This is a genomic window from Methylobacterium sp. WL8, from assembly GCF_008040045.1.
GTDB lineage: Bacteria > Pseudomonadota > Alphaproteobacteria > Rhizobiales > Beijerinckiaceae > Methylobacterium > Methylobacterium cerastii.
Window position 1 is genome coordinate 1 of sequence record NZ_VRVF01000074.1, and the last position, 23,981, is coordinate 23,981.

Annotated in this window: 28 protein-coding genes, 2 tRNA genes and 1 pseudogene; 14 read left to right on the forward strand and 17 right to left on the reverse strand. The window is 66.8% G+C overall.

Annotated elements, in window-relative coordinates; all coding sequences use genetic code 11:
* Positions 1-217 (reverse strand): annotated as a pseudogene (locus FV234_RS26520) (multicopper oxidase family protein); the annotation flags it as partial.
* Between the two features lie 182 nt (positions 218-399).
* Between FV234_RS26520 and FV234_RS20940 the strand changes: the two are divergent.
* The 9 genes from FV234_RS20940 (at position 400) to FV234_RS20980 (ending at position 8,547) form a co-directional block, all read left to right on the forward strand.
* Positions 400-484, forward strand: a tRNA-Leu gene (locus FV234_RS20940).
* 190 nt (positions 485-674) lie between these two features.
* Positions 675-2,105 (forward strand): trigger factor, encoded by a 1,431-nt coding sequence (tig, locus tag FV234_RS20945; protein WP_147831426.1) that lies wholly within the window; start codon positions 675-677, stop codon positions 2,103-2,105.
* 127 nt (positions 2,106-2,232) lie between these two features.
* Positions 2,233-2,859: an ATP-dependent Clp protease proteolytic subunit gene (locus tag FV234_RS20950; protein WP_147752831.1), complete on the forward strand. Its 627-nt coding sequence runs from the start codon at positions 2,233-2,235 to the stop codon at positions 2,857-2,859.
* A 230-nt stretch (positions 2,860-3,089) separates the two neighbouring features.
* Entirely contained in the window at positions 3,090-4,361 is a 1,272-nt protein-coding gene (clpX, locus tag FV234_RS20955; RefSeq protein WP_147727615.1) for an ATP-dependent Clp protease ATP-binding subunit ClpX, read from the forward strand.
* Between the two features lie 270 nt (positions 4,362-4,631).
* Positions 4,632-7,046, forward strand: a complete 2,415-nt coding sequence (lon, locus tag FV234_RS20960) for an endopeptidase La (protein ID WP_147763500.1) — start codon at positions 4,632-4,634, stop codon at positions 7,044-7,046.
* Positions 7,047-7,127: 81 nt separating this feature from the next.
* Entirely contained in the window at positions 7,128-7,850 is a 723-nt protein-coding gene (locus FV234_RS20965) for an aspartate/glutamate racemase family protein (RefSeq protein ID WP_147831428.1), read from the forward strand.
* 61 nt (positions 7,851-7,911) lie between these two features.
* Positions 7,912-7,987 (forward strand) — tRNA-Val (locus tag FV234_RS20970).
* 69 nt (positions 7,988-8,056) lie between these two features.
* Positions 8,057-8,335, forward strand: coding sequence for a hypothetical protein (locus tag FV234_RS20975; protein WP_147831430.1), 279 nt, complete (start codon positions 8,057-8,059; stop codon positions 8,333-8,335).
* Complete coding sequence (locus FV234_RS20980) at positions 8,332-8,547, forward strand: hypothetical protein (protein ID WP_147831432.1); 216 nt, start codon at positions 8,332-8,334, stop codon at positions 8,545-8,547. Before FV234_RS20975 ends, FV234_RS20980 begins: the two co-directional genes overlap by 4 nt.
* A 120-nt stretch (positions 8,548-8,667) precedes the next feature.
* On the opposite strand, the gene FV234_RS20985 is transcribed toward FV234_RS20980, so the two are convergent.
* Both FV234_RS20985 and FV234_RS20990 read right to left on the reverse strand, forming a co-directional pair.
* Positions 8,668-8,928 (reverse strand): hypothetical protein, encoded by a 261-nt coding sequence (locus FV234_RS20985; RefSeq protein ID WP_147831434.1) that lies wholly within the window; start codon positions 8,926-8,928, stop codon positions 8,668-8,670.
* Between the two features lie 183 nt (positions 8,929-9,111).
* The gene (locus tag FV234_RS20990) at positions 9,112-9,333 is read right to left on the reverse strand and encodes a hypothetical protein (RefSeq protein ID WP_147831436.1); all 222 of its coding nucleotides are present in this window, start codon (positions 9,331-9,333) and stop codon (positions 9,112-9,114) included.
* Positions 9,334-9,456: 123 nt separating this feature from the next.
* Between FV234_RS20990 and FV234_RS20995 the strand changes: the two genes are divergently transcribed.
* Positions 9,457-9,708, forward strand: a complete 252-nt coding sequence (locus tag FV234_RS20995; protein WP_147831438.1) for a hypothetical protein — start codon at positions 9,457-9,459, stop codon at positions 9,706-9,708.
* Positions 9,709-9,834: 126 nt separating this feature from the next.
* On the opposite strand, the gene FV234_RS21000 is transcribed toward FV234_RS20995, so the two are convergent.
* On the reverse strand, positions 9,835-10,863 hold the full coding sequence (locus tag FV234_RS21000; protein WP_147831440.1) for a helix-turn-helix domain-containing protein: 1,029 nt from the start codon (positions 10,861-10,863) through the stop codon (positions 9,835-9,837).
* A 434-nt stretch (positions 10,864-11,297) separates the two neighbouring features.
* Between FV234_RS21000 and FV234_RS21005 the strand changes: the two genes are divergently transcribed.
* The 3 genes from FV234_RS21005 to FV234_RS21015 all read left to right on the forward strand — a co-directional run bounded on the left by FV234_RS21005 (position 11,298) and on the right by FV234_RS21015 (position 13,107).
* Positions 11,298-11,606 carry a hypothetical protein gene (locus FV234_RS21005; RefSeq protein WP_147831442.1) on the forward strand — a complete coding sequence of 103 codons (309 nt, stop codon included), beginning with the start codon at positions 11,298-11,300 and terminating at the stop codon, positions 11,604-11,606.
* 253 nt (positions 11,607-11,859) lie between these two features.
* Entirely contained in the window at positions 11,860-12,621 is a 762-nt protein-coding gene (locus FV234_RS21010; protein ID WP_147831444.1) for a KilA-N domain-containing protein, read from the forward strand.
* 120 nt (positions 12,622-12,741) lie between these two features.
* The gene (locus FV234_RS21015) at positions 12,742-13,107 is read left to right on the forward strand and encodes a hypothetical protein (RefSeq protein ID WP_147831474.1); all 366 of its coding nucleotides are present in this window, start codon (positions 12,742-12,744) and stop codon (positions 13,105-13,107) included.
* 280 nt (positions 13,108-13,387) lie between these two features.
* On the opposite strand, the gene FV234_RS21020 is transcribed toward FV234_RS21015, so the two are convergent.
* The 11 genes from FV234_RS21020 to FV234_RS21070 all read right to left on the reverse strand — a co-directional run bounded on the left by FV234_RS21020 (position 13,388) and on the right by FV234_RS21070 (position 21,371).
* Positions 13,388-13,876, reverse strand: a complete 489-nt coding sequence (locus FV234_RS21020) for a hypothetical protein (RefSeq protein ID WP_147831446.1) — start codon at positions 13,874-13,876, stop codon at positions 13,388-13,390.
* Complete coding sequence (locus FV234_RS21025) at positions 13,873-14,343, reverse strand: hypothetical protein (protein ID WP_147831448.1); 471 nt, start codon at positions 14,341-14,343, stop codon at positions 13,873-13,875. The genes FV234_RS21020 and FV234_RS21025 overlap by 4 nt, the downstream gene beginning before the upstream one ends.
* 25 nt (positions 14,344-14,368) lie before the next feature.
* Complete coding sequence (locus tag FV234_RS21030) at positions 14,369-14,557, reverse strand: hypothetical protein (RefSeq protein WP_147831450.1); 189 nt, start codon at positions 14,555-14,557, stop codon at positions 14,369-14,371.
* A gap of 1 nt (position 14,558) precedes the next feature.
* Positions 14,559-14,777 carry a hypothetical protein gene (locus FV234_RS21035; RefSeq protein ID WP_147831452.1) on the reverse strand — a complete coding sequence of 73 codons (219 nt, stop codon included), beginning with the start codon at positions 14,775-14,777 and terminating at the stop codon, positions 14,559-14,561.
* A gap of 6 nt (positions 14,778-14,783) precedes the next feature.
* Complete coding sequence (locus FV234_RS21040; protein ID WP_147831454.1) at positions 14,784-15,287, reverse strand: hypothetical protein; 504 nt, start codon at positions 15,285-15,287, stop codon at positions 14,784-14,786.
* Positions 15,288-15,341: 54 nt separating this feature from the next.
* Entirely contained in the window at positions 15,342-15,647 is a 306-nt protein-coding gene (locus tag FV234_RS21045; RefSeq protein WP_147831456.1) for a DUF6527 family protein, read from the reverse strand.
* Positions 15,647-16,345 carry a TIGR02594 family protein gene (locus FV234_RS21050; protein ID WP_147831458.1) on the reverse strand — a complete coding sequence of 233 codons (699 nt, stop codon included), beginning with the start codon at positions 16,343-16,345 and terminating at the stop codon, positions 15,647-15,649. Before FV234_RS21050 ends, FV234_RS21045 begins: the two co-directional genes overlap by 1 nt.
* A gap of 172 nt (positions 16,346-16,517) precedes the next feature.
* Positions 16,518-17,714: a hypothetical protein gene (locus FV234_RS21055; protein WP_147831460.1), complete on the reverse strand. Its 1,197-nt coding sequence runs from the start codon at positions 17,712-17,714 to the stop codon at positions 16,518-16,520.
* 23 nt (positions 17,715-17,737) lie between these two features.
* A complete protein-coding gene (locus tag FV234_RS21060) occupies positions 17,738-18,226 on the reverse strand; it encodes a hypothetical protein (protein ID WP_147831462.1) in 489 nt (162 codons plus the stop codon).
* On the reverse strand, positions 18,223-18,552 hold the full coding sequence (locus FV234_RS21065) for a hypothetical protein (RefSeq protein WP_147831464.1): 330 nt from the start codon (positions 18,550-18,552) through the stop codon (positions 18,223-18,225). The genes FV234_RS21060 and FV234_RS21065 overlap by 4 nt, the downstream gene beginning before the upstream one ends.
* Positions 18,552-21,371 (reverse strand): hypothetical protein, encoded by a 2,820-nt coding sequence (locus FV234_RS21070; RefSeq protein WP_147831466.1) that lies wholly within the window; start codon positions 21,369-21,371, stop codon positions 18,552-18,554. Before FV234_RS21070 ends, FV234_RS21065 begins: the two co-directional genes overlap by 1 nt.
* 78 nt (positions 21,372-21,449) lie before the next feature.
* On the opposite strand from FV234_RS21070, the gene FV234_RS21075 reads away from it, so the two are divergent.
* A complete protein-coding gene (locus tag FV234_RS21075) occupies positions 21,450-21,848 on the forward strand; it encodes a hypothetical protein (protein ID WP_147831468.1) in 399 nt (132 codons plus the stop codon).
* Here the strand turns inward: FV234_RS21075 and FV234_RS21080 are convergent.
* Both FV234_RS21080 and FV234_RS21085 read right to left on the reverse strand, forming a co-directional pair.
* Entirely contained in the window at positions 21,795-22,508 is a 714-nt protein-coding gene (locus FV234_RS21080; RefSeq protein WP_147831470.1) for a hypothetical protein, read from the reverse strand. The two genes, FV234_RS21075 and FV234_RS21080, sit on opposite strands and share 54 nt — an antisense overlap.
* A gap of 1 nt (position 22,509) precedes the next feature.
* On the reverse strand, positions 22,510-23,868 hold the full coding sequence (locus tag FV234_RS21085) for a phage tail protein (RefSeq protein ID WP_147831472.1): 1,359 nt from the start codon (positions 23,866-23,868) through the stop codon (positions 22,510-22,512).
* Positions 23,869-23,981: the final 113 nt, after the last annotated feature.

Sequence of the window (23,981 nt, forward strand, 5' to 3'; positions counted from 1 at the left end):
GGGCGGGTTCCGGCTTGAAGCGCGTCTTGCCGGGCGCCGCCGTCAGCACGCGGGGTTCCGGCAACGGCGGGGCGGGCGCCGGCGCGGCGGGGGCAGGCTTGCCCTGCGCCCGAACGGACCGGGGAAGCAGAAGGAACGCGGCACTTCCCAGAAAGAGCGCTCGACGCGACGCGCCGGATCGCAATTCGGTCGGCGGCGCGGATCGGGCTGGCGGCATGGAACCTCGTGACGACGGGGCGATCGCGCGGCATCCACGCGGGAATTCAGGGCCGCCGGTTGTAGCCGCCGCCCTCGCGCGGCGCCACCGTTTCGGGCCCGCAAGTTTTTTGCTGCGGCCTGTGCCCCGCATGCTATAGACCCGCCCTCCGGTGGCCGGACACGCGCCGGGCATCGGCGCTCGCGGGCGTGGCGGAACTGGTAGACGCGCTGGTTTTAGGTACCAGTGTCGCAAGACGTGGGGGTTCGAGCCCCTCCGCCCGCACCAGCACCGCCTTCGGAAACGGTAACGGCCGATCCCTGCGCGGACGCGGTCGGCCGGCTCCTCCAGCGGATGCCGTTCGCCTTGCGCGCGGGTCCCGCTTCCCCGTACCAAACCCGCGGCTCCGTCAGGCCTCCGATGAGGCCGCGCCCGGATTCTCGCGCACACGATCACACGGACTTTGAGAGCGACGACGATGCAGGTGACCGAGACACACTCCGAGGGGCTGAAGCGCACGTTTCAGGTGTCCCTCGCCGCGAGCGAGCTCGAGGATCGCCTGAACACCGAGCTGTCGGGCATGAAGGACAAGGTCCAGCTAAAGGGCTTCCGTCCGGGCAAGGTGCCAGTGGCGCACCTGCGCAAGGTCTACGGCCGCTCGGTGATGGCCGACGTGGTGCAGAACGCCGTCAACGAGGCGAACCAGAAGATCGTCGCCGACAACGGCCTCAAGCTCGCCCTCGAGCCGCAGATCGAGTTCCCCTCCGACCAGTCGATCGTCGAGAAGGCGCTCGACGCCAAGGCCGACCTCTCGTTCAAGGTCGCCCTCGAGGTCCTGCCGAGCTTCGAACTCGCCGACCTTTCCGACGTCAGCCTGACCAAGCAGGTCGCCACACCCTCGGACACGGAGGTGACCGAGGCGCTGGAGCGCATGGCCGGCCAGAGCCGTCCGTTCGCGGAGCGTGACGAAGGCGCGGCGGCCGAGACCGGCGACCGCCTCACCATCGACTTCGTCGGCCGCATCGACGGCACAGAGTTCGAGGGCGGCAAGGGCGAGGGCATCGACCTGGAGCTCGGCTCGAATTCCTTCATCCCCGGCTTCGAGGAGGCTCTCGTCGGCGCCAAAGTCGGCGAGCAGCGCCTGGTCAAGGCGACCTTCCCGGAGGCCTACGGCGCCGAGCAGCTCGCCGGCAAGGACGCCGAGTTCGACGTGACCGTCACCAAGATCCAGGCCCCGGGCGAGGCCAAGATCGACGACGAATTCGCCAAGGGCATGGGCCTCGACTCCCTCGACGCGCTCAAGGAGGCCGTGGCCAAGGCGATCGGCACCGACTTCGAGGCGGCCTCGCGCCGCAAGCTCAAGAAGGACCTCCTCGATGCGCTCGACGGCCGCTACGCCTTCGACCTGCCGCCCTCGCTCGTGGCGCAGGAATTCGCCAGCGTCTGGGCGCAGGTCGAGCAGGACCTGAAGTCCCGCGGCAAGACCTTCGAGGACGAGGACACCACCGAGGAGAAGGCGCAGGCCGAGTACCGCAAGATCGCCGAGCGTCGCGTGCGCCTCGGCTTGGTGCTTGCGCAGGTCGGCGAGAGCGCCGATATCAAGGTCTCCGACGAAGAGGTGAACCAGGCCCTCATCGCCCGGGTCCGGCAGTTCCCGGGCCAGGAGCAGCAGGTCTGGGATTTCTACCGGAAGAATGCACAGGCGCTCGCCGAGCTTCGCGCGCCGCTGTTCGAGGAAAAGGTCGTCGACCACGTCCTCGGTCAGGTCAAGCTGGTGGAGGAGCCCGTCTCGAAGGAGACGCTCTTCGCCGACGAGGAAGCCGACGACGCCGGGAACGAGAAGGCCGACGCCAAATCGGCCGACGCCGAGTCCACGGAGGCCGCGTCGGCCGGCTCGAAGGCCGACTGAGCCCGCGCTCGTCTCGAGGCGGCGGGCTTATGGTTAGGCGGCGTTAAGGAATGCCGTCGTTCGCTGACGCGCCCGGCCTCTCCGTGATTCGCGGAGGGCCGGGCCCCTTGGAGCCCTAAAGGCCATGATGAGAGATCCGGTCGACTATTATAACAGCGCGCTCGTGCCGATGGTGGTCGAGCAGTCGAGCCGCGGCGAGCGGGCGTTCGACATCTACTCGCGGCTGCTGCGCGAGCGGATCATCTTCCTCACCGGACCGGTGGAGGATTACGGCGCGTCGCTGATCGTCGCGCAGCTCCTGTTCCTCGAGGCCGAGAACCCGAAGAAGGAAATTTCCTTCTACATCAACTCGCCCGGCGGCGTGGTGACCTCGGGCCTGTCGATCTACGACACGATGCAGTTCATCCGTTGCCCGGTGACGACGCTCTGCGTCGGCCAGGCCGCCTCAATGGGCTCCCTGCTCCTCACCGCCGGCGAGCCGGGCCACCGCTTCGCCCTGCCGAACGCCCGCATCATGGTCCACCAGCCGTCCGGCGGGTTCCAGGGCCAGGCCACCGACATCCTGATCCACGCCCGCGAGATTGAGGCTCTCAAGAAGCGCCTCAACGAGATCTACGTGAAGCATACCGGGCGCGACTACGATTCCATCGTCCAGGCGCTGGAGCGCGACAACTTCATGACCGCCGACGCGGCGCGCGAGTTCGGCCTGATCGACGAGGTCATCCAGAAGCGGCCCGAGCCGGCCGCCGCCTGAGGAACCCCGCACCCGTCCCCGGCGGCACCGCGCCGCCGCGGGAGGGGTGTGGCGATCGCGGCCTTGATCCGGCCGCGGCCGCGTGTTTGCATCGGGGTTCGCAACGACTGGTTCGGGCCGGACCCCAAGGCAAAGACGCGCAGGTGACTTTTTCTTTAAGCGGATCCCCTTAACTGTGAACGATGCGCGTGTGCCCCGGCTGGCAGCGCACGCACGAATCGGAGACCGATATGAGCAAGACTGGCGGCACCGACTCCAAGAGCACGCTGTACTGCTCGTTTTGCGGTAAGAGCCAGCACGAGGTCCGCAAGCTGATCGCGGGCCCGACGGTGTTCATCTGCGACGAGTGCGTCGAGCTGTGCATGGACATCATTCGCGAGGAATCGAAGTCCTCGCTGGTGAAGAGCCGCGACGGCGTCCCCACGCCGAAGGAGATCCGGCGCGTCCTCGACGACTACGTCATCGGCCAGGACTTCGCCAAGAAGGTCCTCTCGGTCGCGGTGCACAACCACTACAAGCGCCTCGCCCACGCGACGAAGCACAACGACGTCGAGCTGGCCAAGTCCAACATCATGCTGATCGGGCCGACGGGCTCGGGCAAGACTCTGCTCGCGCAGACGCTCGCCCGCATCCTCGACGTGCCGTTCACCATGGCGGACGCGACCACCCTGACGGAAGCCGGCTACGTCGGCGAGGACGTCGAGAACATCATCCTCAAGCTGCTCCAGGCCTCCGACTACAACGTCGAGCGGGCGCAGCGCGGCATCGTCTACATCGACGAGATCGACAAGATCTCCCGCAAGTCCGACAACCCGTCCATCACCCGCGACGTCTCGGGCGAGGGCGTGCAGCAGGCGCTTCTGAAGATCATGGAAGGCACCGTCGCCTCCGTGCCTCCGCAGGGCGGACGCAAGCACCCGCAGCAGGAGTTCCTGCAGGTCGACACGACCAACATCCTGTTCATCTGCGGCGGCGCCTTCGCCGGGCTGGAGCGGATCATTTCGGCGCGCGGCAAGGGCACCTCGATCGGCTTCGGCGCGACCGTGCAGGCTCCCGACGACCGGCGCACCGGCGAGGTGTTCCGCTCGGTCGAGCCTGAGGACCTCCTGAAGTTCGGCCTCATCCCCGAGTTCGTCGGCCGCCTGCCCGTGCTGGCGACGCTGGAGGATCTCGACGAGGACGCCCTCAAGAAGATCCTGCAGGAGCCGAAGAACGCCCTAGTGAAGCAGTACCAGCGGCTGTTCGAGATGGAGAACGTCGACCTGACGTTCCAGGACGAGGCGCTGTCGCTCGTCGCCCGCAAGGCGATCGAGCGCAAGACCGGCGCCCGCGGCCTGCGCTCCATCCTGGAGACGATCCTGCTAGACACGATGTACGACCTGCCGGGTCTCGACTCGGTCGAGCAGGTCGTGATCGGGCCGGAGGTGGTCGAGGGCAAGTCGCGCCCGCTCTTCATCCACGGCGACCGCAACAAGGAAGCGCCGGCCAGCGTCAGCGCCTGACGTGCGCCGGCGCACGCGCGCTAAGTCCTTGATGTCGCGGGTCGATCCTCGGTCGACCCGCGACGGGTGGTCACCTTGAAACGAGGTGCGGGGGGAGCCATCTGAGGCTCAGCGCAGTGGCCGCTGCCTCCTTCGAGGGGCGGTGCCGCGCCACCAGCCGCAAAGTCTCCAGAGACCTTTCCGACCCTCGCGGCCCGGTCGGCCCCTGGCAGGAAGCTTGCTCCAATTCGGAGGAGCGACCGTCGGGCGTCCCTCATGAGGAAGTCAACGATGACCCAATCGAAATCCCGCCAGCCGGTCGTCCCGGGCTCGACCGGCGCCTACGCCGTCTTGCCGTTGCGCGACATCGTCGTCTTCCCGCACATGATCGTGCCGCTGTTCGTCGGGCGCGAGAAGTCGATCCGCGCGCTCGAAGAAGCGGTGCGGACCGACCGCCACATCCTGCTCGCCACACAGATCAACGCCGGCGACGACGACCCGGCCACCGACGCGATCTACACGATCGGCACGCTCGCCTCCGTGCTGCAGTTGCTGAAGCTGCCCGACGGCACCGTGAAGGTGCTGGTCGAAGGCGGTGGCCGTGCCAAGATCACCGGCTTCACCCGCTCGGACGAGTATTATGAGGCCGAGGCTGAGGCCCTGGTCGATGAGCTCGGCGACAAAGTCGAGGCCGAGGCGCTGGCCCGCTCGGTGCTCTCGGAGTTCGAGAACTACGTCAAGCTCAACAAGAAGATTTCGCCCGAAGTCGTCTCGGCGGTCACGCAGATCGAGGAGCCCTCGAAGCTCGCTGACACGATCGGCTCGCACCTCCTCGTCAAGATCGCCGACAAGCAGGCGATTCTGGAGACGCCGACCGTGGCCGCCCGCCTCGAGCGCGTGCTGTCGCTGATGGAGAGCGAGATCTCCGTGCTGCAGGTGGAGAAGCGCATCCGGACCCGCGTGAAGCGGCAGATGGAGAAGACCCAGCGCGAGTACTACCTCAACGAGCAGATGAAGGCGATCCAGAAGGAGCTCGGCGACGAGGATGGCCGCGACGAGCTGGCCGAGCTCGAGGACAAGATCGAGAAGACCAAGTTCACCAAGGAAGCCCGCGAGAAGGCCTCGGCGGAGCTGAAGAAGCTGCGCCAGATGTCGCCGATGTCGGCCGAGGCGACGGTGGTGCGCAATTACCTCGATTGGATGCTCGGCATCCCGTGGAACAAGCGCTCGAAGATCAAGAAGGATCTCCTCGGCGCCCAGGTCCTCCTCGACGGCGACCATTTCGGCCTGGAGAAGGTCAAGGAGCGGATCGTCGAGTACCTCGCCGTGCAGCAGCGGGCGAACAAGCTCACCGGGCCGATCCTGTGCCTCGTCGGGCCTCCCGGCGTCGGCAAGACCTCGCTCGGCAAGTCGATCGCCAAGGCGACTGGCCGCGAGTTCGTGCGGATGTCGCTCGGTGGCGTGCGTGACGAGGCCGAGATCCGCGGTCACCGCCGGACCTATATCGGCTCGATGCCGGGCAAGATCGTCCAGTCGATGCGTAAGGCCAAGACCTCGAACCCGCTCATCCTGCTCGACGAGATCGACAAGATGGGCATGGACTTCCGCGGCGATCCCTCCGCGGCGCTCCTCGAGGTGCTGGATCCCGAGCAGAACTCGACTTTCAACGACCACTATCTCGAAGTCGATTACGACCTGTCGAACGTGATGTTCGTGACCACGGCCAACACCCTCAATATCCCCGGCCCGCTGATGGACCGCATGGAAGTGATCCGCATCGCCGGGTACACCGAGGAGGAGAAGGTCGAGATCGCACGCAAGCACCTGATCCAGAATGCGCTGAAGAAGCATGGCTTGGACAGCAAGGAATGGTCGATCGACGATGAGGCCCTGCTGATGCTGGTTCGCCGCTACACACGGGAGGCGGGCGTCCGCAACCTCGAGCGCGAGCTGTCGAACCTGATCCGCAAGGCGGTCAAGGAGATCCTGATCACGAAGGTAAAGAGCGTCGAGGTCGACGTGGAGCGCCTGCAGGTCTTCCTCGGCCCGCCGAAGTTCCGCTACGGCGAGATCGATGCGGACGATCAGGTCGGCGTCGTCACCGGCTTGGCCTGGACCGAGGTCGGCGGCGAGCTGCTGACAATCGAGGGCGTCATGATGCCGGGCAAGGGCAAGATGACGGTCACGGGCAACCTGAAGGACGTGATGAAGGAGTCGATCTCGGCGGCGGCGAGCTACGTTCGCTCCCGGGCCCTCGATTTCGGCATCGAGCCGCCGCTGTTCGAGCGCCGGGACATCCACGTCCACGTTCCGGAGGGGGCGACCCCGAAGGACGGGCCGTCGGCCGGCATCGCCATGGCGACCGCCATCGTCTCGACCTTCACCGGGATCCCGGTGCGCCGCGACATCGCCATGACCGGCGAAGTCACGCTCCGCGGTCGAGTGCTGCCGATCGGCGGTCTGAAGGAGAAGCTGCTCGCCGCACTCCGCGGCGGCATCAAAACGGTGTTGATCCCCGAGGAGAACGCCAAGGACATCGCCGAGGTGCCCGACAGTGTGAAGAACGGGATGGAGATCATCCCCGTCGCGATGATGGACCAAGTGCTGAAGCACGCCCTCGTGCGCCAGCCGGTAGCGATCGAATGGGAAGAGGTCATCCCGGTCAAGAAGACGACCGAGGACGGCGCCGCCTTCGTCGCCCACTAAAGCCCGAGCAAGGACGACGAGGCCCCGGAGCGCTGCTCCGGGGCCTTTCGCTTGCATGGTCCGCTTGTCGAAAGGGCCTCCATGCGCATCTTGGTGATCAATCCCAACACGACGGAAGCGGTGACCGAACGGGTCGTCAAGCATGTCCGCCGCATCGCTCCATCGGCGACGATCGTGCCGGCTACCGGCCGCTTCGGCGCGCGCTACATCGCCAGCCGGGCCTCGGCGGCGATCGCCGCTCACGCCGCCCTCGACGCCTATGCGGCGTTCGGCGCGGAGTGCGACGCGGTCTACCTCGCCTGCTTCGGCGATCCCGGTCTGCTGGCGCTCCGCGAGATCGCACCCGTGCCGGTGGTCGGCATGGCCGAAGCCGCCTGCCGCGAGGCGGCGGCCGCGGGGCGCTTCTCGATCGTCACCGGCGGGACGGCGTGGCGGCCGATGCTGAGCGAGTTCGTCACGCTCCTCGGCCTCTCTGACCGGCTCGCCGGCATCCGCGCGACGAACGCCACCGGCGGCGAGATCCACCACGATCCGGACGCGGCGCTCGCCGACCTCGTCGCCGCCTGCCGCGCCTGCGCGGAGGCGGACGGCGCCCAGACGGTGATCCTCGGCGGTGCCGGCCTCGCGGGCCTCGCCGAACGGATCCAGCCGGACGTCCCCGTTCCCGTGCTGTGCTCGGTGGAGGCCGGTACCCGCGCGGTGCTGGCGGCGGCAGCTCTACCGAGACCCACGCCGAGCCGCCACCCGCTGACCGACGCCACCGGCCTATCCCCTGCTCTTGCACGCCTGCTCGCCGGCCCATAGGCGCATGCTAAAAGAACCTGCGCTTGCCTCGAAGCCGCAGCATGCCGTACCACGCGGGCGCGGGCGGTTAGCTCAGTTGGTAGAGCGTCTCCTTTACACGGAGAGGGTCGGGGGTTCGAGTCCCTCACCGCCCACCAATCATTGCAACGACTTACCTCTGGCCCTGCTTACTACTCCGATCCATTTGTAAGCGCATAGTAAGCAGCATGGCGGAAAACCCCACCACCGGCGACCTCTTCAAGGCCAAGGCGATCACCTCCGACGAGGTGAACGCCGCCGTCGACGTGTTCATGCGCGACGCGACCGTGAGCCTGTTCCGGTTCGCGAGCGGGCATACGCTCGATCCGGCCGCCGCGGTGAAGGCGCACGACCCGGCGCGCGCCGCGGTCGCCGATCCGGACAGGCCGGAGAAGTTCAGGCGCGGGATGGTGCGAACGGCGATTTTGCTGGCGCGGCCGGTGGCGGGCGGGGAGCAGCAGAGGTGACGACACCCCTCCCATTTGATCTGGCGCGCGACACGCGCTTCCGCGGTAAGCCGATCCCCGCGCTGACGAAGCAAGAACTTCGCGCCGCGCTGATGCAGGCTCTTGAGCGCATGCACTTCCTAGAGGAGACGCGTCCGCTTGGGGCCTACAGTCGGCGTGATCATGCCGGCCCGGCGCCGTTGCCGCCGAAGAGCGACTTCACGACGCGATGACCCGTCGCGTAAAGCGGCCCGACGTCTACCACCGGCACATGCCGCTCTACCTGATCGGGGCGGGCTTCCTGATCTTGGTCGCGGCCGAGGTGTGGATGCGGCTCGCGTGAGCGCTGCGGGTTACCCCGGCTTCTCCCGCTTTGCGATGACCCGGCACGCCTGCCGCAGAGTGACCTCCTGGACCGGGTAGAGCTTTGCCGCCGCTTCGAGCACCAGGTGGCCGAGCTCGAAGCTCCACACCGTCGCCAAGTGCCACTCAATCGAGCCGGTCGGCGTCCAGGCCTCCACGTTGAGGCCGCGCTGGATCGGCGTCGGCACGATCTGCTTTTTCGATGGTGGCAGGATGAGCCGGGCCTGACACGCGCTCTCGTATTTGCGCACGGGAGGCGTCCCGGGGCGGCGTTGGTGGCGACACGAGCCCGATAGGTGCCGGAGCGCGTCGAGCTGCTGCATCGTGGGCCCGAACCGCGCCACAAGGCCGTCTGTCGCGTAGACGCCCCTTCGACTGCAAGACAGGCACTCCACCACGACGCGATCGCCCCCGATGTCCGCGAGGGTATCCACCTACGCGCCGGGCCGCCGGCCGCGGACATAGCCGTGCGAGATCAGCCGGTCGCGCCGCAGTGTGCGGCGTTCGGCTTCCGCGAGGTCCGACAGCGCGTCCTCGATCGCCCGCACCAGCGCGACCCACGCGTCGCCGCGGGCGGCCCGACGATAGGCGAGCGCGATGGTTTCGGCCTCGCTCAGCCGGATCTCCACAGGCGGTTCGTACGGCTGGGGGTGCATAGGTGCTCTGGCTCCGGCAAGAACGGAACCGGAACAAACAGCATGCATATCGACGGTTCAACCATGGCGATCACGGCCGGCCACGTGGCGGTGAGATGGTGTGGAAGGCGGGGTAGAAGGCCAATGCCGACGCCACTTTACCGCTTCCACTGCACGGACGGGCACGATCTCGTCGTCGATCTGCAGGGCAAGCGGCTGCCGACCTGGGCGCTGATGCGTGTGCATGCCGAGCGGGTCGCGCTGGACGTGATGCTCTGCCGCGCGCCGCGCGATTGGTCGGCCTGGACGGTCGAAGTGTACGACTCGGCGGGCCGGCACGTGGTGTCGAAGCCGTTCACAGACGTGCTGGCCGTCCGCCAAGCGCGGCAGGGATGACGGGAAACACGGAGGGCATGAAGAGAACGTTGGCGGTCGAATTTTCATCATCAAGTGCAAGCGCCTGATGCCCGGCCACCGCCAGATGGCTCCACAAGGAGTGGACCGCCGAGCAAGGCCGAAAAGCTATATATTCATAGCGTTGTACCAATCTTGCATTTGCCCGACGCTCAAGGAGTGGTTTGGAAATCGTCCATTGTCTCTAATGATCGAACGAAGATCGTCCGGCGATATTCCATAAATCTTTTTAAAAGTCCGCGACGAATGACTCAGGCTTGCAAAGCCGACCTTATGCGCCATGCGGTTGATGGACATTTGTTTGGGAGGTCGAAGAATCAACTGCCGCAGGCGAGCGGCGCGCCGGCGCGTAATAACCGCTTGAACGCCGCCAACAGCTTGCATCGCACGATAGAGTGACGCCCGCGAGACACCGATACTGCGAGCGACAAATTCAGAATTCAGATCTAGACTAAGATTGCTATCAATGAATAACTCTGCCTTCAGCCGACGCGACAATTCCGCATCGTTTTCATCGATTAACTTTCCGAAATCCTCTTCAGGCCTTCCCTGTATCTGATTAAGAATGCTGGTGATGACCTGAGTCGCTCCAGAAGCCAATGTATTCGACATGCTCGGCGCACATCGGACAAGAGAAAGAATAGTTTCACCGAGCGAGCCTACTGCGCTCTTTGGCAAGATGCGTCCGTGGAGGTGCCGCGCGTCCGGCACGACAGCCTCGACGAGTTCTCGGGACAGGATGACGGTGACGTAGTCGGCATCTACGACGAATGACCGCATCGGTTGGGTCGCGTCAAAAAGGACGGCATCGCCTGGTGCAAAGCGGCGCTCTTCTCCACTGCGACCGCTCACCATTTGTCCCGATCTCAGGACCTGCAGGTAAAAATGATCGAACCCATCGCGCCGGATCTGTTCAGTATCTCGTCTGTGGTCAGCGCCGATGATCTGGCGATCGAATAAGGTTAGGCGTCCGAAGTGATGGGCGGCGATGCTAGCTTCAAATTTATCGCCAAAGACAGATACCGTCGCTCCACTCGACTGGATCATATCATGATAAAGACCGAAGCTGTCTATCGACGCCCTGCTCAGGTACGTCTGATGCAGATCCGCCACCGGCTGGATGTCAAGAGTCGTCATAGCCGCTTACCGTCGGAGCCCTTTCCGATCGTGCTGGGTTAGCGTGACAGGGTTCGCATCACGGTACTGGCCTGACTCCCTGGTCTCTGCAAGAGAAGACAAAACGTATCGCGTTCTTCCAGCAGGTATCTGCGCGTGCGGTTCGGCCCCGCCGGGATCTGCTCACGCGGCGGGGGAACCCCGGATCTCACCAGCTAGGCCGATACGCAACTTGGCCCGAGCGAAGAATGCCGCGAAACGGCTCAGGCGCACCCACGCGGTAGCCCCACACAAGTTTCGGAATGGGCCGGGGGTGATGGCTGATCGTCGCGTTGCGCAGCCTCGCCCACACTCCTATCCCCGCCGGCCCACCTCCGGCGAGACCCATGGCATCACCAGCACCGATTCGATCCGCGCCGTCCGACGCCCAGGCTTGGCGCGACGCGCTTGAGGCCATGAAGCCCACCACCGCGCCGTGCCCGGGCATGACCGGACCGCGCTGGGAGAAGATGCGGGAATCGGCGCTGGCGTTCCTCGACCAGTTCGGTGACGAGGCCGCGGCGCTCGGCTGGACGACGGCAGAGCTGTTCGGCGTGCATCCGACGGCGGGCTTCATCCGGGTCGATCACTGCGGGGCCCTGATGGTCAGCGGCGAGCGCGTCCGCTCCATCGAGAGCGACAAAATCCGGTTCGGGATGACGACCTACTACCGGAACCTGCCGGGGCGGCCTGTTGGCGTGCCGGTGTGGGAGGTCAGGCGGTAGGCGGAAACAGACCCGGAACGTTCAGTACGATTTCCCAAACAAATCGGGCCCTTGTGTTCGCAGCGCCCGTGGCTCAGTCTGCCGGTTCTGAAACGCAAAGCCCGCCCTGAATCGCTTCGGGACGGGCTAAGCTGATCGGGTCGGCCAGAGGCTGGACAACCCATCGGGGCAACGAGATCAAAGACACGATCTCGTCGATGCGTCCAGTCCTCTGCCGACATTCCAGTCGGATTGTCAGAAGGACGCGACACCCATGCAACAGCACTTCGAACTCATTCCGCACCTCGTTGAGGCGGAGATCGTCCAGCAGCGCGTGAAGGACGGGTACATCAACGCCACCGCCATGTGCCAAGCCACTGGCAAGAAGTGGAACCACTACGCCTCCAACGACAGCACCAAAGCGTTCATCTCGGCCCTGGCGGCCGACACCGGAATTCCGGCAACGGTGCTTGTTCAGTCGCTTAGCGGTGGCCGACCGGAACTTCAGGGCACCTGGGTTCACCCGCAGGTCGCCATCAATCTCGCTACGTGGTGCTCCGCGACCTTTGCGGTGCAGGTGAGCAAGTGGGTCTACGAGTGGATGTCGGGCAAGTCGAAGCCCGGCAACTCGAACTTGCCGTACCATCTCCAGCGCTACCTCGTTAATAGCGAGCGCGTGCCGGCCGGCTATTTCTCGGTCCTGGCCGAGCTCTCCATCATGCTCATCGCGCCGCTCGAGCGCATGGGCTATCGGCTTCCGCCGGAGCTGGTCCCCGACATCTCCTCGGGCCGCATCTACTGCAAGGAATTGCGAGCCAAGGGGGTCGATACCGACGCGCTCCCGACGTACTGGCACACCTATGAGGATGGGCGCCGCGTCCCCGCGAAGCTCTACCCCGAGATCCACCTGGCCGACTTCCGGCGGCATGTTCGCGAGGTCTGGATCCCGAAGTACGCGACCGAGTATTTCCGCAAGCGTGACGCCTCGGCGCTTCAGTACCTGCCGAAGCTGATTGCAGGCCCCAAGGCGGCCTGACACGACGAAAAGGCCCGCCGCGGCTGGTGCCGGGCGGGCTTGAAATGGCAGCCGGTGCTGCGCGTTCGAACCAATGCCCCCGGCCATTCGTTTCTGGCCGTTGGCAAAGGATCGAAAAATATGAAGACGCTTTGTGCGGTGTTGGCTGTGAGCCTGACGACCATCAGTTCGGTGGCACCCGCTTTCGCCCAGCCCTACGGCGGCCGGGATTACGGCTACGACCGTCGTGATGACGGCTACCGGGGTCGCGATCGCGGGTACGGGGATCGTGAGTACGGTGGGCGCGATGATCGCCGTCGCGACGACGATCGACGTGGGTACGGCTCTGAAGATCGCGGGCGCGGTGGTGTCGCTTCGTTCGACGAGCGGGAGTACCTGCGATGCAACCCGGACGTGCTCCGTGCCGTGCAGAGCGGTAAGATGAAGTCGGGAGCGGCCCACTACCAGGTGTTCGGGCGGCGCGAAGGCCGGAAGCTGAGTTGCTGACGAGCGCACGAAAAAGCCCCGCGCGGCGGATGCCGGCGGGGCTGAAAGGTCTCGCGGGGTGCTATCCACGAAGGCGGCCGGTGTAGCGCGGGCGGCGGCACGGACCAAGCACGAAAAAGCCCGGCTCGCCGTGATGGCGGCCGGGCTGAGTCGGGGAGGAAAGAGGCCGAGGGGCCTCACCCTTCGGGCGGTGGATCGCGGATCGCTCGACCGACGATGACGCCCAGGGCGAAGGCGATCACGACGAAGGCCAGGGTGAAGTTCTGCGGCTCGGCGTGGGTCACGGCCCATCTCCCACGACCTCGAACCGAATGATCGTCTCTGGCCGGGTGATGGGCCAGTAGAACTTCTGCAGAGGATTGCAGGAATAACTAGGGAGCGCGCGGTACTCCGCGGGGCCCGGCCGGAAGTTCAGCGGCACCTCTTCCTCGAAAGTGATCGTCCGAACGCCGAGACCGAGCTGCGGGTGATCGTAGTCGACGTCCTTCAGGAACTCGCGCCGCGTGTCGGACTGCTCCATCGTTCGTCCGTCGGCCGCATGGTCGTAGAGGGCGCGATCGACGTGGACAGCGCAGTCGCGGAGGAACCGGACACGCTGGCGGATCAGGAGCTTGTCGCCCGGCCGGACACGCGGCGTCAGCACCTCGGAGGACATGACGACGACAGGGACGGCACGGTCACCGGCGAACCAGGCGAAGACGCCGGCAACGGTGAGGATGGTGCCGCAGACCAGGGTGAGGGTGAAGTAGCCGAACAGGCGCAGCGTCATTTGCCGACCCCCCGGAAGAGCGAGAAGAGATCGTAGCCGGACTTGGCGAGCGCGATGGAGCCGGTCACGACGGTCGCCGCCGTGCCGCAGACCCACATCAGCACCTTCGCCGCCGTGCGCGAGGACGAGATGAACTCGACGGCGCCGTCCAGCCGCTCGAGCTCGCGGGTGTTCTTGCTCTCCACCCATGCGACCGTTTCAGGCCGGAGCTTCATCAGCTTGTCGAGCCGGCTGACATCCTCCTCGCTCCATGAGGCGAACATCTTGCGGAGGTGGGGCGGGAAGCCGACGACAAGGCTTCCTTCTCCCAGGTGGACGGGGTCGCCATAGGCGCGCCGAACCATGGTCTCGCCCAGCCCATCATCCGGAACGTGCATCCTTTGGCCGATGCCGCTGGCGACCGCATCCGCCGTCGCGTGTAGGCATCCGGGCGGCGGATCCTTTGGAGGCCGTCGCTGCGCGCTCATTCTGCTTCCGGGGCAAGGTCATGGGTCAGCGGCCAGGGCACGCCGCGTGGAATTTGGCGTTGGCCACCCGCGCCTGCCGGATCGTCTCCGGGGTGTCGTGGCGCGAGTAGCGGATGATGGAAGCTACGTTGCAGAACCGGGCCGCTGGCACGGCCACATGCGGGTCGGTGCAGGTCAGCGTGAAGAGGCCGATGGCAAAGTGCAGGCAGCCCATCTCAGTCGTCCCTCATGTCAGGATCGTTGGCCGGCACGGGCGTGTTGCCGATGGCATCGCCCGCGGCGCGCGCGACGCCCTCCCGGCGCTCGGCCTCGGCATTGGACGTGGCGGCCTGTGTCGCCGCGCCGAGGTCGCGCAGGGCCTGTTCCGCGCGCTTCGTCGCCAGCCACTTGTTGATGAGGCCGACGACGAAGCTGATCAGGAAGTTCCAGCCCACGGCCGGTCAGGCCTGCCCGCGGGCGCGGATGGTCTGGATGGCCGGGTCCAGCACGTTCGACTTGCTGGCACCTTCCTCGAGCGGCATCGAACGGAAGACGACAGCGGCCAGCCCCTCGGGTCCGCCAGCCGACTTCATCACCCGCGACGGCAGCACGTCGATGCCGCGCTGGACGGCGGCGGCGACCGCGGCCGAACCAAGGTTGATCGTGACCTTCCCGTCCTTCGTCGAGCCGGCAATGGCGTTGATGCCGTACTCCGCGAGCGCGGTGCCGGCCTGCTGCAGGCGCTGCTGCGTCAGGACCGACGCCGCGATGGGCCAGAGCTTCGCGATGGCGGCCGAGGCGATGCCGGCGAGAGCGGTGACCGCCCAGGTGGCGAACGTCGCGCCGTAGGTCGCGATCCAGGAGCCGTAGGGGATCTCGACGGTGGTGACCGGCGCCGCGGTCTGCGCAAGGGCGACGGTGGATGCGCAGGCGAGCGCCAGCGCCGCGAGGAAGATGCGGGTCATGGTGATCTCTTGATTTTCAGAGGTTGCACGGCTGCCGGCCGGCTCGGGTCGTTCTCAGGCCGCGTCGAACTCGGGAAGCGGCACCGTTTGCCCGGCGAGCGCATGCGTGCAATCGCCGAGAAACTGGATCTGCCCGTCCGTCACGAAGGAGTGGCAGATGGCGGGTGGCGCACCGTCCTTGCCTGCATCATCGCCGTTGTAGGTGACGAGGACGGACGGGGTGAACGTCGGGCGTTCATGGTCGCCGTTGAAGCCCCAGCGACCGGGGCTCACGTTCACCGAGTGGGCGCTGGCGCAGCCTGGGCACCAGAACAGCAGCAGCCCACCTTCGGCGCGGCGGAGGATGCCGGCGGAAGCCATCAGGCTTCGCTCACGCCGGCCTTGGCGCCAGCGATCGACGTCGGCAGCTTCGAGGCGGCGGGCAGCGGCACGTCGGCCGGCCAGCGGAAGGCGGTGACCTCGGAGCGCTTGAACGCCGCCACCGTCACCGCATCAGACTGATTGCCGCCGAGGCCGAACACCTGATCCTTGTTCGCGCCGACGACGAAGAAGACATGGCCCTGCCAGGCCGAGTTGCCGCGGCGCTTCGTGCACACGGCCCCCAGGACGGGCTCCTTCAGGCCGACGCCCCAATTCTCGAACGACCGCGCCGCGAGGCTGTGCGAGCCGTCGTGGCCGGCGCGCTTCAGCATCGCGTTGGCGAAGGCCGCGCACCATGCGGTCGAGTCGGTCTTGATGCCGGGGAAGCCGGCGTCGGCGAAGAACTGGACCACCTTCGGGTTGTTGGCGGCGGCCTGGCCTTCCTTCAGTCCAAGCTGCCCTTCGGCGAGCACGAGCCAACCCGGGCGATCGACCAGCGCCTTGCGCTCGCTCACGTCGGCGGTGCTGAGCGCGGCGATCGTCTTCGGCCCCGCGATCCCGTCCGCGACCAGGCCGGCGGAGCGCTGGAACGCGGTCAGCGCCGCGATGGTCTTCGGCCCGGCATCGCCGTCGGCGCCGGCCTTCCCGAGGTCATAACCGCGCGCCAAGAGAGCACGCTGGATCTCAGCGATGTCCATTTCGATCTCCGAGGTTGGGTGGATCAGCGGCGCCGAGCCGGCGGGCAGATGCGGGCCGGGACCATCTCGATTATCACGGCGACGCAGACCGGGCGGTGACGCGCGGCTATGGCGGGAGAAGCCAGCGCGGAGAGGACCGCGAAAGCCAGGACGATGCGGACGGGAGCCATCGTCAATTCGCCGTCAAGGCGATGGACGCGACGGCGTTGTTGCTGGCCGTCGCCCCGTTCTGGATGTAGCCCCGATAGCGAGTGGCCGTGGCGTCCACGATGGCGATCGGCAGCTTCACCGTCACCATGGTTCCGGCCGTCAGGGAGCCGGTTTGCATCAACTGAAAGGTGGCGCTACCGTCGTTGGCCTGGATGAAATACGACCCTGCCTGTGCCGAGTAGAACGTGGCGACCACGAACGCGGCATCGGCCGGCGTTGGGCCGAGAGCGACGTAGCTGCTATCGCCCAGGAATGCGCTGGCGGCGAGGCTGGTGGACTTCGCGACGGAGAACCGAGCTCGGCTCAGAATTGCGGAGATCTCGGAGGTCTGGTTCGCTGCTGTGGCCGCCCCGGACGGCAGCGGTAGGCTCGCCGCGCTGATCTGCTGCGTGGCCGGGAAGTTCCCCACAGCGATCGTGCCCGACACAGGCTGCGTGGTTGTGGACCCGTCTACCTTCACAGCAACAGTATTGCCGCCGACGATGGTGGCCGTGTTCTGAACCGCGAACGTGCCCGCGTTGGTGACCGCGTGGGACGGAACGGTGGCCAGTGAGACGGGCTGCGTGCCAGGGAAATTCCCGACGCTGACCGTGCCGGAAACCGGCTGTGTCGTGGCCGATCCGTCCGTCTTCACCGCCACGGTGTTCCCGCCCACCACAGTCGCGGTGTTCTGAACTGGGAAGGCGCCGGCATTCGTTACGGCGTGCGAGGGCACCGATGCCAAGCTGACCGGCTGCGTCACGCCGGAGCCATCGACCTTCCATGCCGAGGCGCCGGCAGGCCCCTGCGTCACGGTGTAGGCCCCGGACTGCGTGCTCGCGATCGTCGTGCCGGAGGGGAGCGCCACCGTCCAGGTGCCGCTCTGCGTAACCGCGACCATGCCGGAGACCGGCTGCGTGGCCGGGAAGTTGGCGACGCTGACGCTCTGCCCGCTTGGGAGGGAGACCGGCCAGGGCTGCGTGCCTGGTGCCCCCTGCGCGACCGTGAAGAGGCCAGACTGCGTCACCGCAACCGGTCCGTTCACCCCGAAGGTCCAGACCCCCGACTGCTTCACCGACGGGATGTTGCCGATGTTGAAGGTGGGCGCCTGCTGCGCCTGCGCTGCCGTCAAGGCAAGCGCCAGCGCTCCGGCGAGGATGCCGCGAAGAAAGCCGAGCATGGGGGAGCCTTCGTGTAGTGGGATCAGCCGGTGGTGATGAAGAAGGTCGTGCCGGCCTCGGAGAAGAGCCGCAGTGCGCCGCGCGGACACGAGCCGCCCTGAAAGACGCGACTGCCGCCGACGCCGATGGTGTGGCCTGCGGTGGCGGTCGGGTCGGCGTCGAAGCGGTAGTTCATCGGGTTGGCGCCGGTGTTCGTGATCTCGATGAACTGCCGAGCGTCGTTCTCGGGCAGCGCCGAGGTCACGACCCCGGCGACGAGGGTGCCGGACGTATCCGTGGTGGCGATGGGTGGATTGGACATGGCGGCCTCGATCAGCGCTTGCACTTGAGCTTCGGACAGGCCGCCATCGGTGCCGTCTTCGCCGTCGGTGCCGTTTCGCCCCGAAAGGCCCTGAACCACCACGACGGTCGCCACGAGCGTGCGCTGCTCGGCGACGGCAGACCTTCCGCCCGCATCGACCTCGATGGTCGCCAGGGCAACTCTCTGCTCAACGACGGCGGCCGACGTCATGGAACCTCACCGATCACGGGCCAGACGAAGTCGCTGGCCAGCCCCTGGGCGTCCGTTAGGGTGAGGATGAGGCGGGTATCTTGGGCCACGGGCAACTCGGCCACGAGTTCGGCCCCGCCGCTGACGGAGATGATTCCCGTGGCGTCCAGTGCGCCGCCGAGGTCGAGGCTCTGCGACGTCTCCCGCCAGTGCAGAAGCGCCACCGCCGTGCACCCGGTCAGGTCGGACGCAACGCCCGCCGGGTCCGTAAAGCGAACGGCCCAAGCTACGGGTCGACCGACCGACTGGTAGAGCGGTGTGGGGCTGCGGGCGATGCGAGAGGACATCAGACGATCACCTCCGCACGGCCATCGTCGAGAATGCGACCCACCTGCCAGCCGCGACCGCGCCGGGTCTGACGCTCGGTCACGTCGTCGTCGGACACGACCACGCCGATGATCCCGCCATCAGGGCCGCGGGCCGCGACGATCCATGCGCCCGGCTCCGCCCCGGTGACGTTCACCGGCACCTTGCCGCAGTAGGCGATGCGGTCGACCGTGGCGCGGGCTTCCTCGTAGGCCGCCGTGAAGGCCATATCCGCGGCCTGGTGCTCCGCCTCGATCTCGCGCTGGTACGCGTCGCGGCGCTCGGCCTCAGCAGTCTCATAGGCCGCGACCTCGGAGGCGTGAGCCGCCACGTCGGCCTGATATCGCTCCAGCAGCGCGGTCATGCCCTCCCACTTCGCGACGGCGTTCCGGTACTTCAGCTCCGCCATCCCGCGGTCATCCGCGGTCGCATCGTCCGGCAGGATCTCCATCCTCGGCTGCGGCCCGGCGGCCGGCGGGATGTCGCCGGGGTGCGGCGTGCCCTGGTAGGGCGCGGGCATGTAGGACGGAGGCTCGGTCGGCGGAGTTCCGAGGTGCAGCCACCACGTATCGCCGCCCACCATGTTCGGATCGGTCGACTTGATCCCGAACCGCTTGGCGAGGTCGAAGCGGTCGGTGAGCCTGCCGTCCGCGTCGAAGCCGACGATCTGGCCCTTGATGATCTCACCGCAGTCGTCGCGCTTGCGCTCGTACTCCGCATAGTCGGCGCCGCTGGCGTTGATGGTGCCAGCGGTGCTGATCGAACGCAGGGTCGTGCTGTTGCGCCAGACCTTCAGCGCCGCCGCTGCCGCGTTCGGCGAGGCGCCGCCGGCCACCAAGCCTCTGGCGACGGAGATCTCGATCGCGCCGTAGCCCTGAGCGTCGGTGAACTTGCCGATCGACACGCCCTCGGTGGTCCCGGTGCCGGCGACGTGCATCTGCGTGCCGCCGAGCACCGCGTTGGCGCCTACGGCAAGGGCGCCGTCCGTGCCGATGGTGAAGAGGCTCGACGTGTCCGTGTTGTCCCGGAACACCGTCGGCTGTCCCGGCGACAGGATGTGCAGGAAGCCGGCACCGTCCGTGTAGATGTCGCTCCTGTGGCCGCCGGTCCCCTGGAAGCGAGCCTTGGCGCCGGCGGCGAAGATGCCGGCCGCTCCGCTGACGTAGGTGCACGAGCCGGTGTTGAAGAGGCTCGCCATGGTCGAGCCAGCGCCCGGCGCGAGACCGATGAAGGTGTCGCTGGTCACGTAGTGGACGGCGCCGGCGGACCAGTACCCTCCGAAAATCCCGTAGGTCTGAACCGCCGGCCCGGAGTTCGGGAAGAACGTGTTCAGCAGGTAGCCGCCACTGTCGCCGGTGATGGTGCTGCCGCTTCCGACCTGGAAATCATCCTCTTTGCAAACAGCCTTGATGCCGGGCAGGTTCTGCTGAGAGGCGACGATCGAGTTGCCGCCGGTAACGCAGACGTTCCCCACCTGCGCTAGCGACAGGGTGAAGATCGGCATGACGCTGGCGTCGGAGCCGGTGTTGACCGCGATGACGCCCAGCGTCGCCAGGGCGTGGTCGTGGTATCCCGTGAAGTCCGTACCGAACTGCGCGGCGATGGCCCGCTGCATGCCGACGAACTTGCCCGGGAAGAGGCGGCCGACGTCAACGGGGCCGAAGGCTGGGGCGGTGCCGTCCTGCGTCCCGACGAAGGCTCGGTTGCCCGGCACGGGCGTCGAGTTGACCTCGCGCGCCGTCAGGTCGCCGCCGGTCAGGGTATGCCCCGTGAAGGTCGCGCCCGCGTCGAGCTCGAAGTGGTCGAGGGTGGTGAGGGCCACGTCGGCCGAGAGCGCGTAGGAGAAGCCGGGGACGCGGAACGCCACCTTCTTCGCCCGGCCGTAGGCGCGGGCGTTGATGAACGCGGCGTAGGCGTCCGCACCGTCGGTCCTGGCGCCGGCCTGAAGCACGCTTGGGTAGACCTCGGCCAGTTCCCAGATCGCGTTGTCGGCAGAGGTCACGTAGAGGCCGTGCGCCGGCACGCTGGCGACCCGCTGATAGGTCGCGCCACCCTTGTCGCCCGGCACGAAGTAACCGAGCGTGCGGACGGCCTGGATGTTGGCCGGCACGTTCTTCGATGAGAGCGTGGAGACCGTGAGCAGCGTCAGGGTCGTGGGGGTGCCGATCGCCTGCTCCAGCACGTCGAGGCGAGGCCCGGCGAGAAGGGTCTCCTGGCCGGCGAGGCGGTTCGCGAAGTCCGATGTGACGCCCGGCAGGATGATGTTGCCCGTCGCGTCGCGGGCCTGAAGCACCTCGATGTCGGTGACACCGTCGAGGCCGTAGGAGAAGACGAACAGCCTGAAGTACGCGGCGCCGGCGGGGGCGACGTAGGCGCTGTTCGAGGCCGGGGAACCCGACAGATAGGCGACGCGAGACTGCCGGCCCGACGCCGTGGTCAGCGTGTCCAGATCCGTGAGGACGGTGACGGCCCCCGGCATGACGTTCTTGGCCTGGTCGAGCCAGACCACGCCGAAGCGGATCGTGTCGTTGCTGGGGTCGGAGGCGTTCGCACGGCGGCGCACCGCCATGCGCGCCTCGACGATGCGACCCGGCTCGATCGGGTAGGCGTAGCGGCTCGCCACGATCGCCTTGCCGATGACGCGGACGATCGACCCACCCGGGCCGAGGGCCACCATGGCGTCGGGCAGCGCGGGGAGGTCGGCCGGCTCGCCCGAGAGGCTCGAGAGGCTGGTCGGAGAGGTGAAGCTGACCGTGCCATCGCCAGGCCGCGCAGTCGAAGGCATTGAGGCCTTACGCACGGCTTCGATTTCGGCGGCTAGGGCGGCATCTGCGGCGCGCCCATCGTTCAGGGCGGCATAGATGCCGTCGTCAGCAGCTTGTCGCGTCCGACCCTCGCTCGTGATCTTCTGGTCGAGCTGCGCATCGACGGTCGCACGATCGGACCTCTCCTGTGCATCGGCCGCGACCCGGTCCAGCACCTCTTGAGCGACGGCAGCAGCCCGAGCCTGTGCCTCACCGGTGATCGCTGCAGCCCGAGCCTGGGCCTCTTGGGTGATCGCTGCAGCCCGAGCCTGGGCCTCTTCGGCGAGCGCTGCACCGAGGCTATCGACAGCGTCGAACGCCGCGCCGAAACGACGATAGTTCTCGGCCGGGGCCACGACTGGAGAGGGCTTCTGAAGAGCCATTTGGTCCTCGGAATTCTGGAAGGTCGCGCGGAGGCGCTAAAGCGCTTCGACGAAGTCGAGCGGCAGGTCGGAGACGGGCGAGGTTGTTAGGTCGATCTGGCCGATGTCGTCGGTCGCCAGCTTCATCAGCGACTGCGGGCGGCCAAATTCCAACGCGCTGCCGGCCGTGTAGAGGCTACGGGCCCACGGACGGAACGTGATGCCGATCTGCCCAGGCACGGCCTGCCCGGAGCCAGCGTCAGTCGGGTCCGCCGTGGTCAGCCCCGTGATGATGTGCATCCGCTGACCGATCGAAAAATACTGCCCTCGCGTGAGGTGACCGCCCTGCGTCCGTGTGAGCATTGCGCTCGTGGCGTTGGCGGCGACATTGGCCGCGAGGCTGAATTGCAGAACACCGGTGGTGTCGGGATTCAATCCGAAAGCCGGATCGGCGGCGGCATCCAGCGCGGCGAGGTCCGGGGTGATCCGCGCGCCCGTCAGCGGATCGATATTCCAGGGCGCTCCTCGGTAGTCGTAGGGGCCGACCAGGAACTCACCTGCCTGCCCGTCCAAGCCCGCGAGGAAGCCGCGCGCCTCAAGAAGCTCCTCGCGGGTCGTGATGTAGAAGCTGCCCTTGGCTTTCCAGAAGCCATTGGGCACGGCGACCGTCTGCTTCGTGCCTACGATCGAAGGGCTACCGCCCTTGCTATACGGTTGGATCCGCCAACCCTCGGTGTAGGGCGTCAGGATCGACGGAAATGACTGCGCCACGTCAGGTCACCGTGACCGTTTTAGGAGGCGTCGTGCTGGTGGCATCGAAGTAGCCCGAGCGGTTCAGCGAGACGATCCAGTAGGTAAACACCCCGGCGCCTGGGGCATCAGTGAGATCGAAGCTTTGGTTAGGGGAGCCCTGTCGCGTGGCGACCGTCACCGCTCCAGCAGGCGGCGTCGGGGCCCCAGAAGATCCGGCGACGCGCTTCACCTGCGAAGACCCGAAGTTCTCAGCATTCGGGGCGGTCCACGCGAGCATGGATTGGGTAACGCCGCCGTTCGCGACGAACCCGGTAGCCGGTCCGGTCGATACGGTGTCCGCCGTGGCCGTGATAAATTGCGATGCCGTCCAAGGCCCCTGCGTGCCGCCGTAGGCCGACCAGAACGCCAACTGGTATTCGTAGGTCACCCCGTCGTTGCGGTCGCTCGCTGTCACCGACCCATCGGCCTGCAGCAGCATCGGCTGCCATGCCGTGTCGTCCTGGCCCTGCTCCCGGATCTGGCCATGGAGTTCGTAAGCGGGATTCGATGGTGGGTCAGCGCTGACTTGGATGGCGAGACCGGTAACCGCACCTCCTACGGTGGAGCGCACGACCCTCGCGGCTGCCCCTGTCACGTCGGGGATGTTGATCGGCTGGGCCTGGGCCGATGGCCGTGCCGGTGCGACCCCCTCCTCACTCGCGGGATCCCACGCATAGGCCGAGGCATCGAGCGAGGAGAGCGCGATCTTACAGGTGGCGCCATCGCCGTTCTCGGTGAAGGCGGTGATCAGAAACGTGCCGTTGATCCCGAGCTCGGTGATCTGCAGCGTGATGATGCGCTGGTCGATACAGAGAAGGCCGTAGAGGTCGGTGGTGATCGTCAGCCGGTTCTGCGGGTTGGCCTTCGCCATCGCGATCTTGGCCAGGCGGCGCGCTTGGCTGTGCGACGTGACCATGCCGACGGTCAGATCCTGGGACACCACCTCGCCGCTGAGGGCCTGCGCCGCCAAATCATCCCAGGGGTCGCCCTCGGTCTGCTGGTAACCGTTGTAGGGGTCCGTGAAGGTGATCTTCAGCCGGTTGAAGGCCGCGAGCTTCCCGGCACCGTTGTCGAACTCGTAGCTGAGGATGTGCGGGTCAGTGATCGTGATGACGGGCGCGGTCCAAAGGCCGCCGCGGATCGCGATTTTGCCGTCCGGTGTCTGGTGCAGCTCGCCGTCGCAGGTAGCGAGCAGCTTGGCGAGCACGTCGGCCCGGCGCTCATTCCCCATGTCGAAGGTGCCGCTGATCGTATAGCGGCTCTCGGCCGTGCCATCCTTCCTTGTGACCGTCTGATCGCAGATGTCGGCGAACGCGGCGAAGGACTGGCCTGCCCCCATTCGGTGGCCCAGGTTCGAAGTTAGTGCATCGTCGGCCGTGTGACGATGGCGGGGTGAGCGAGCGGCGCTGATCTGCTCGGTTCCGTTGGCCAGATGACGACCTCCGGTGCAGG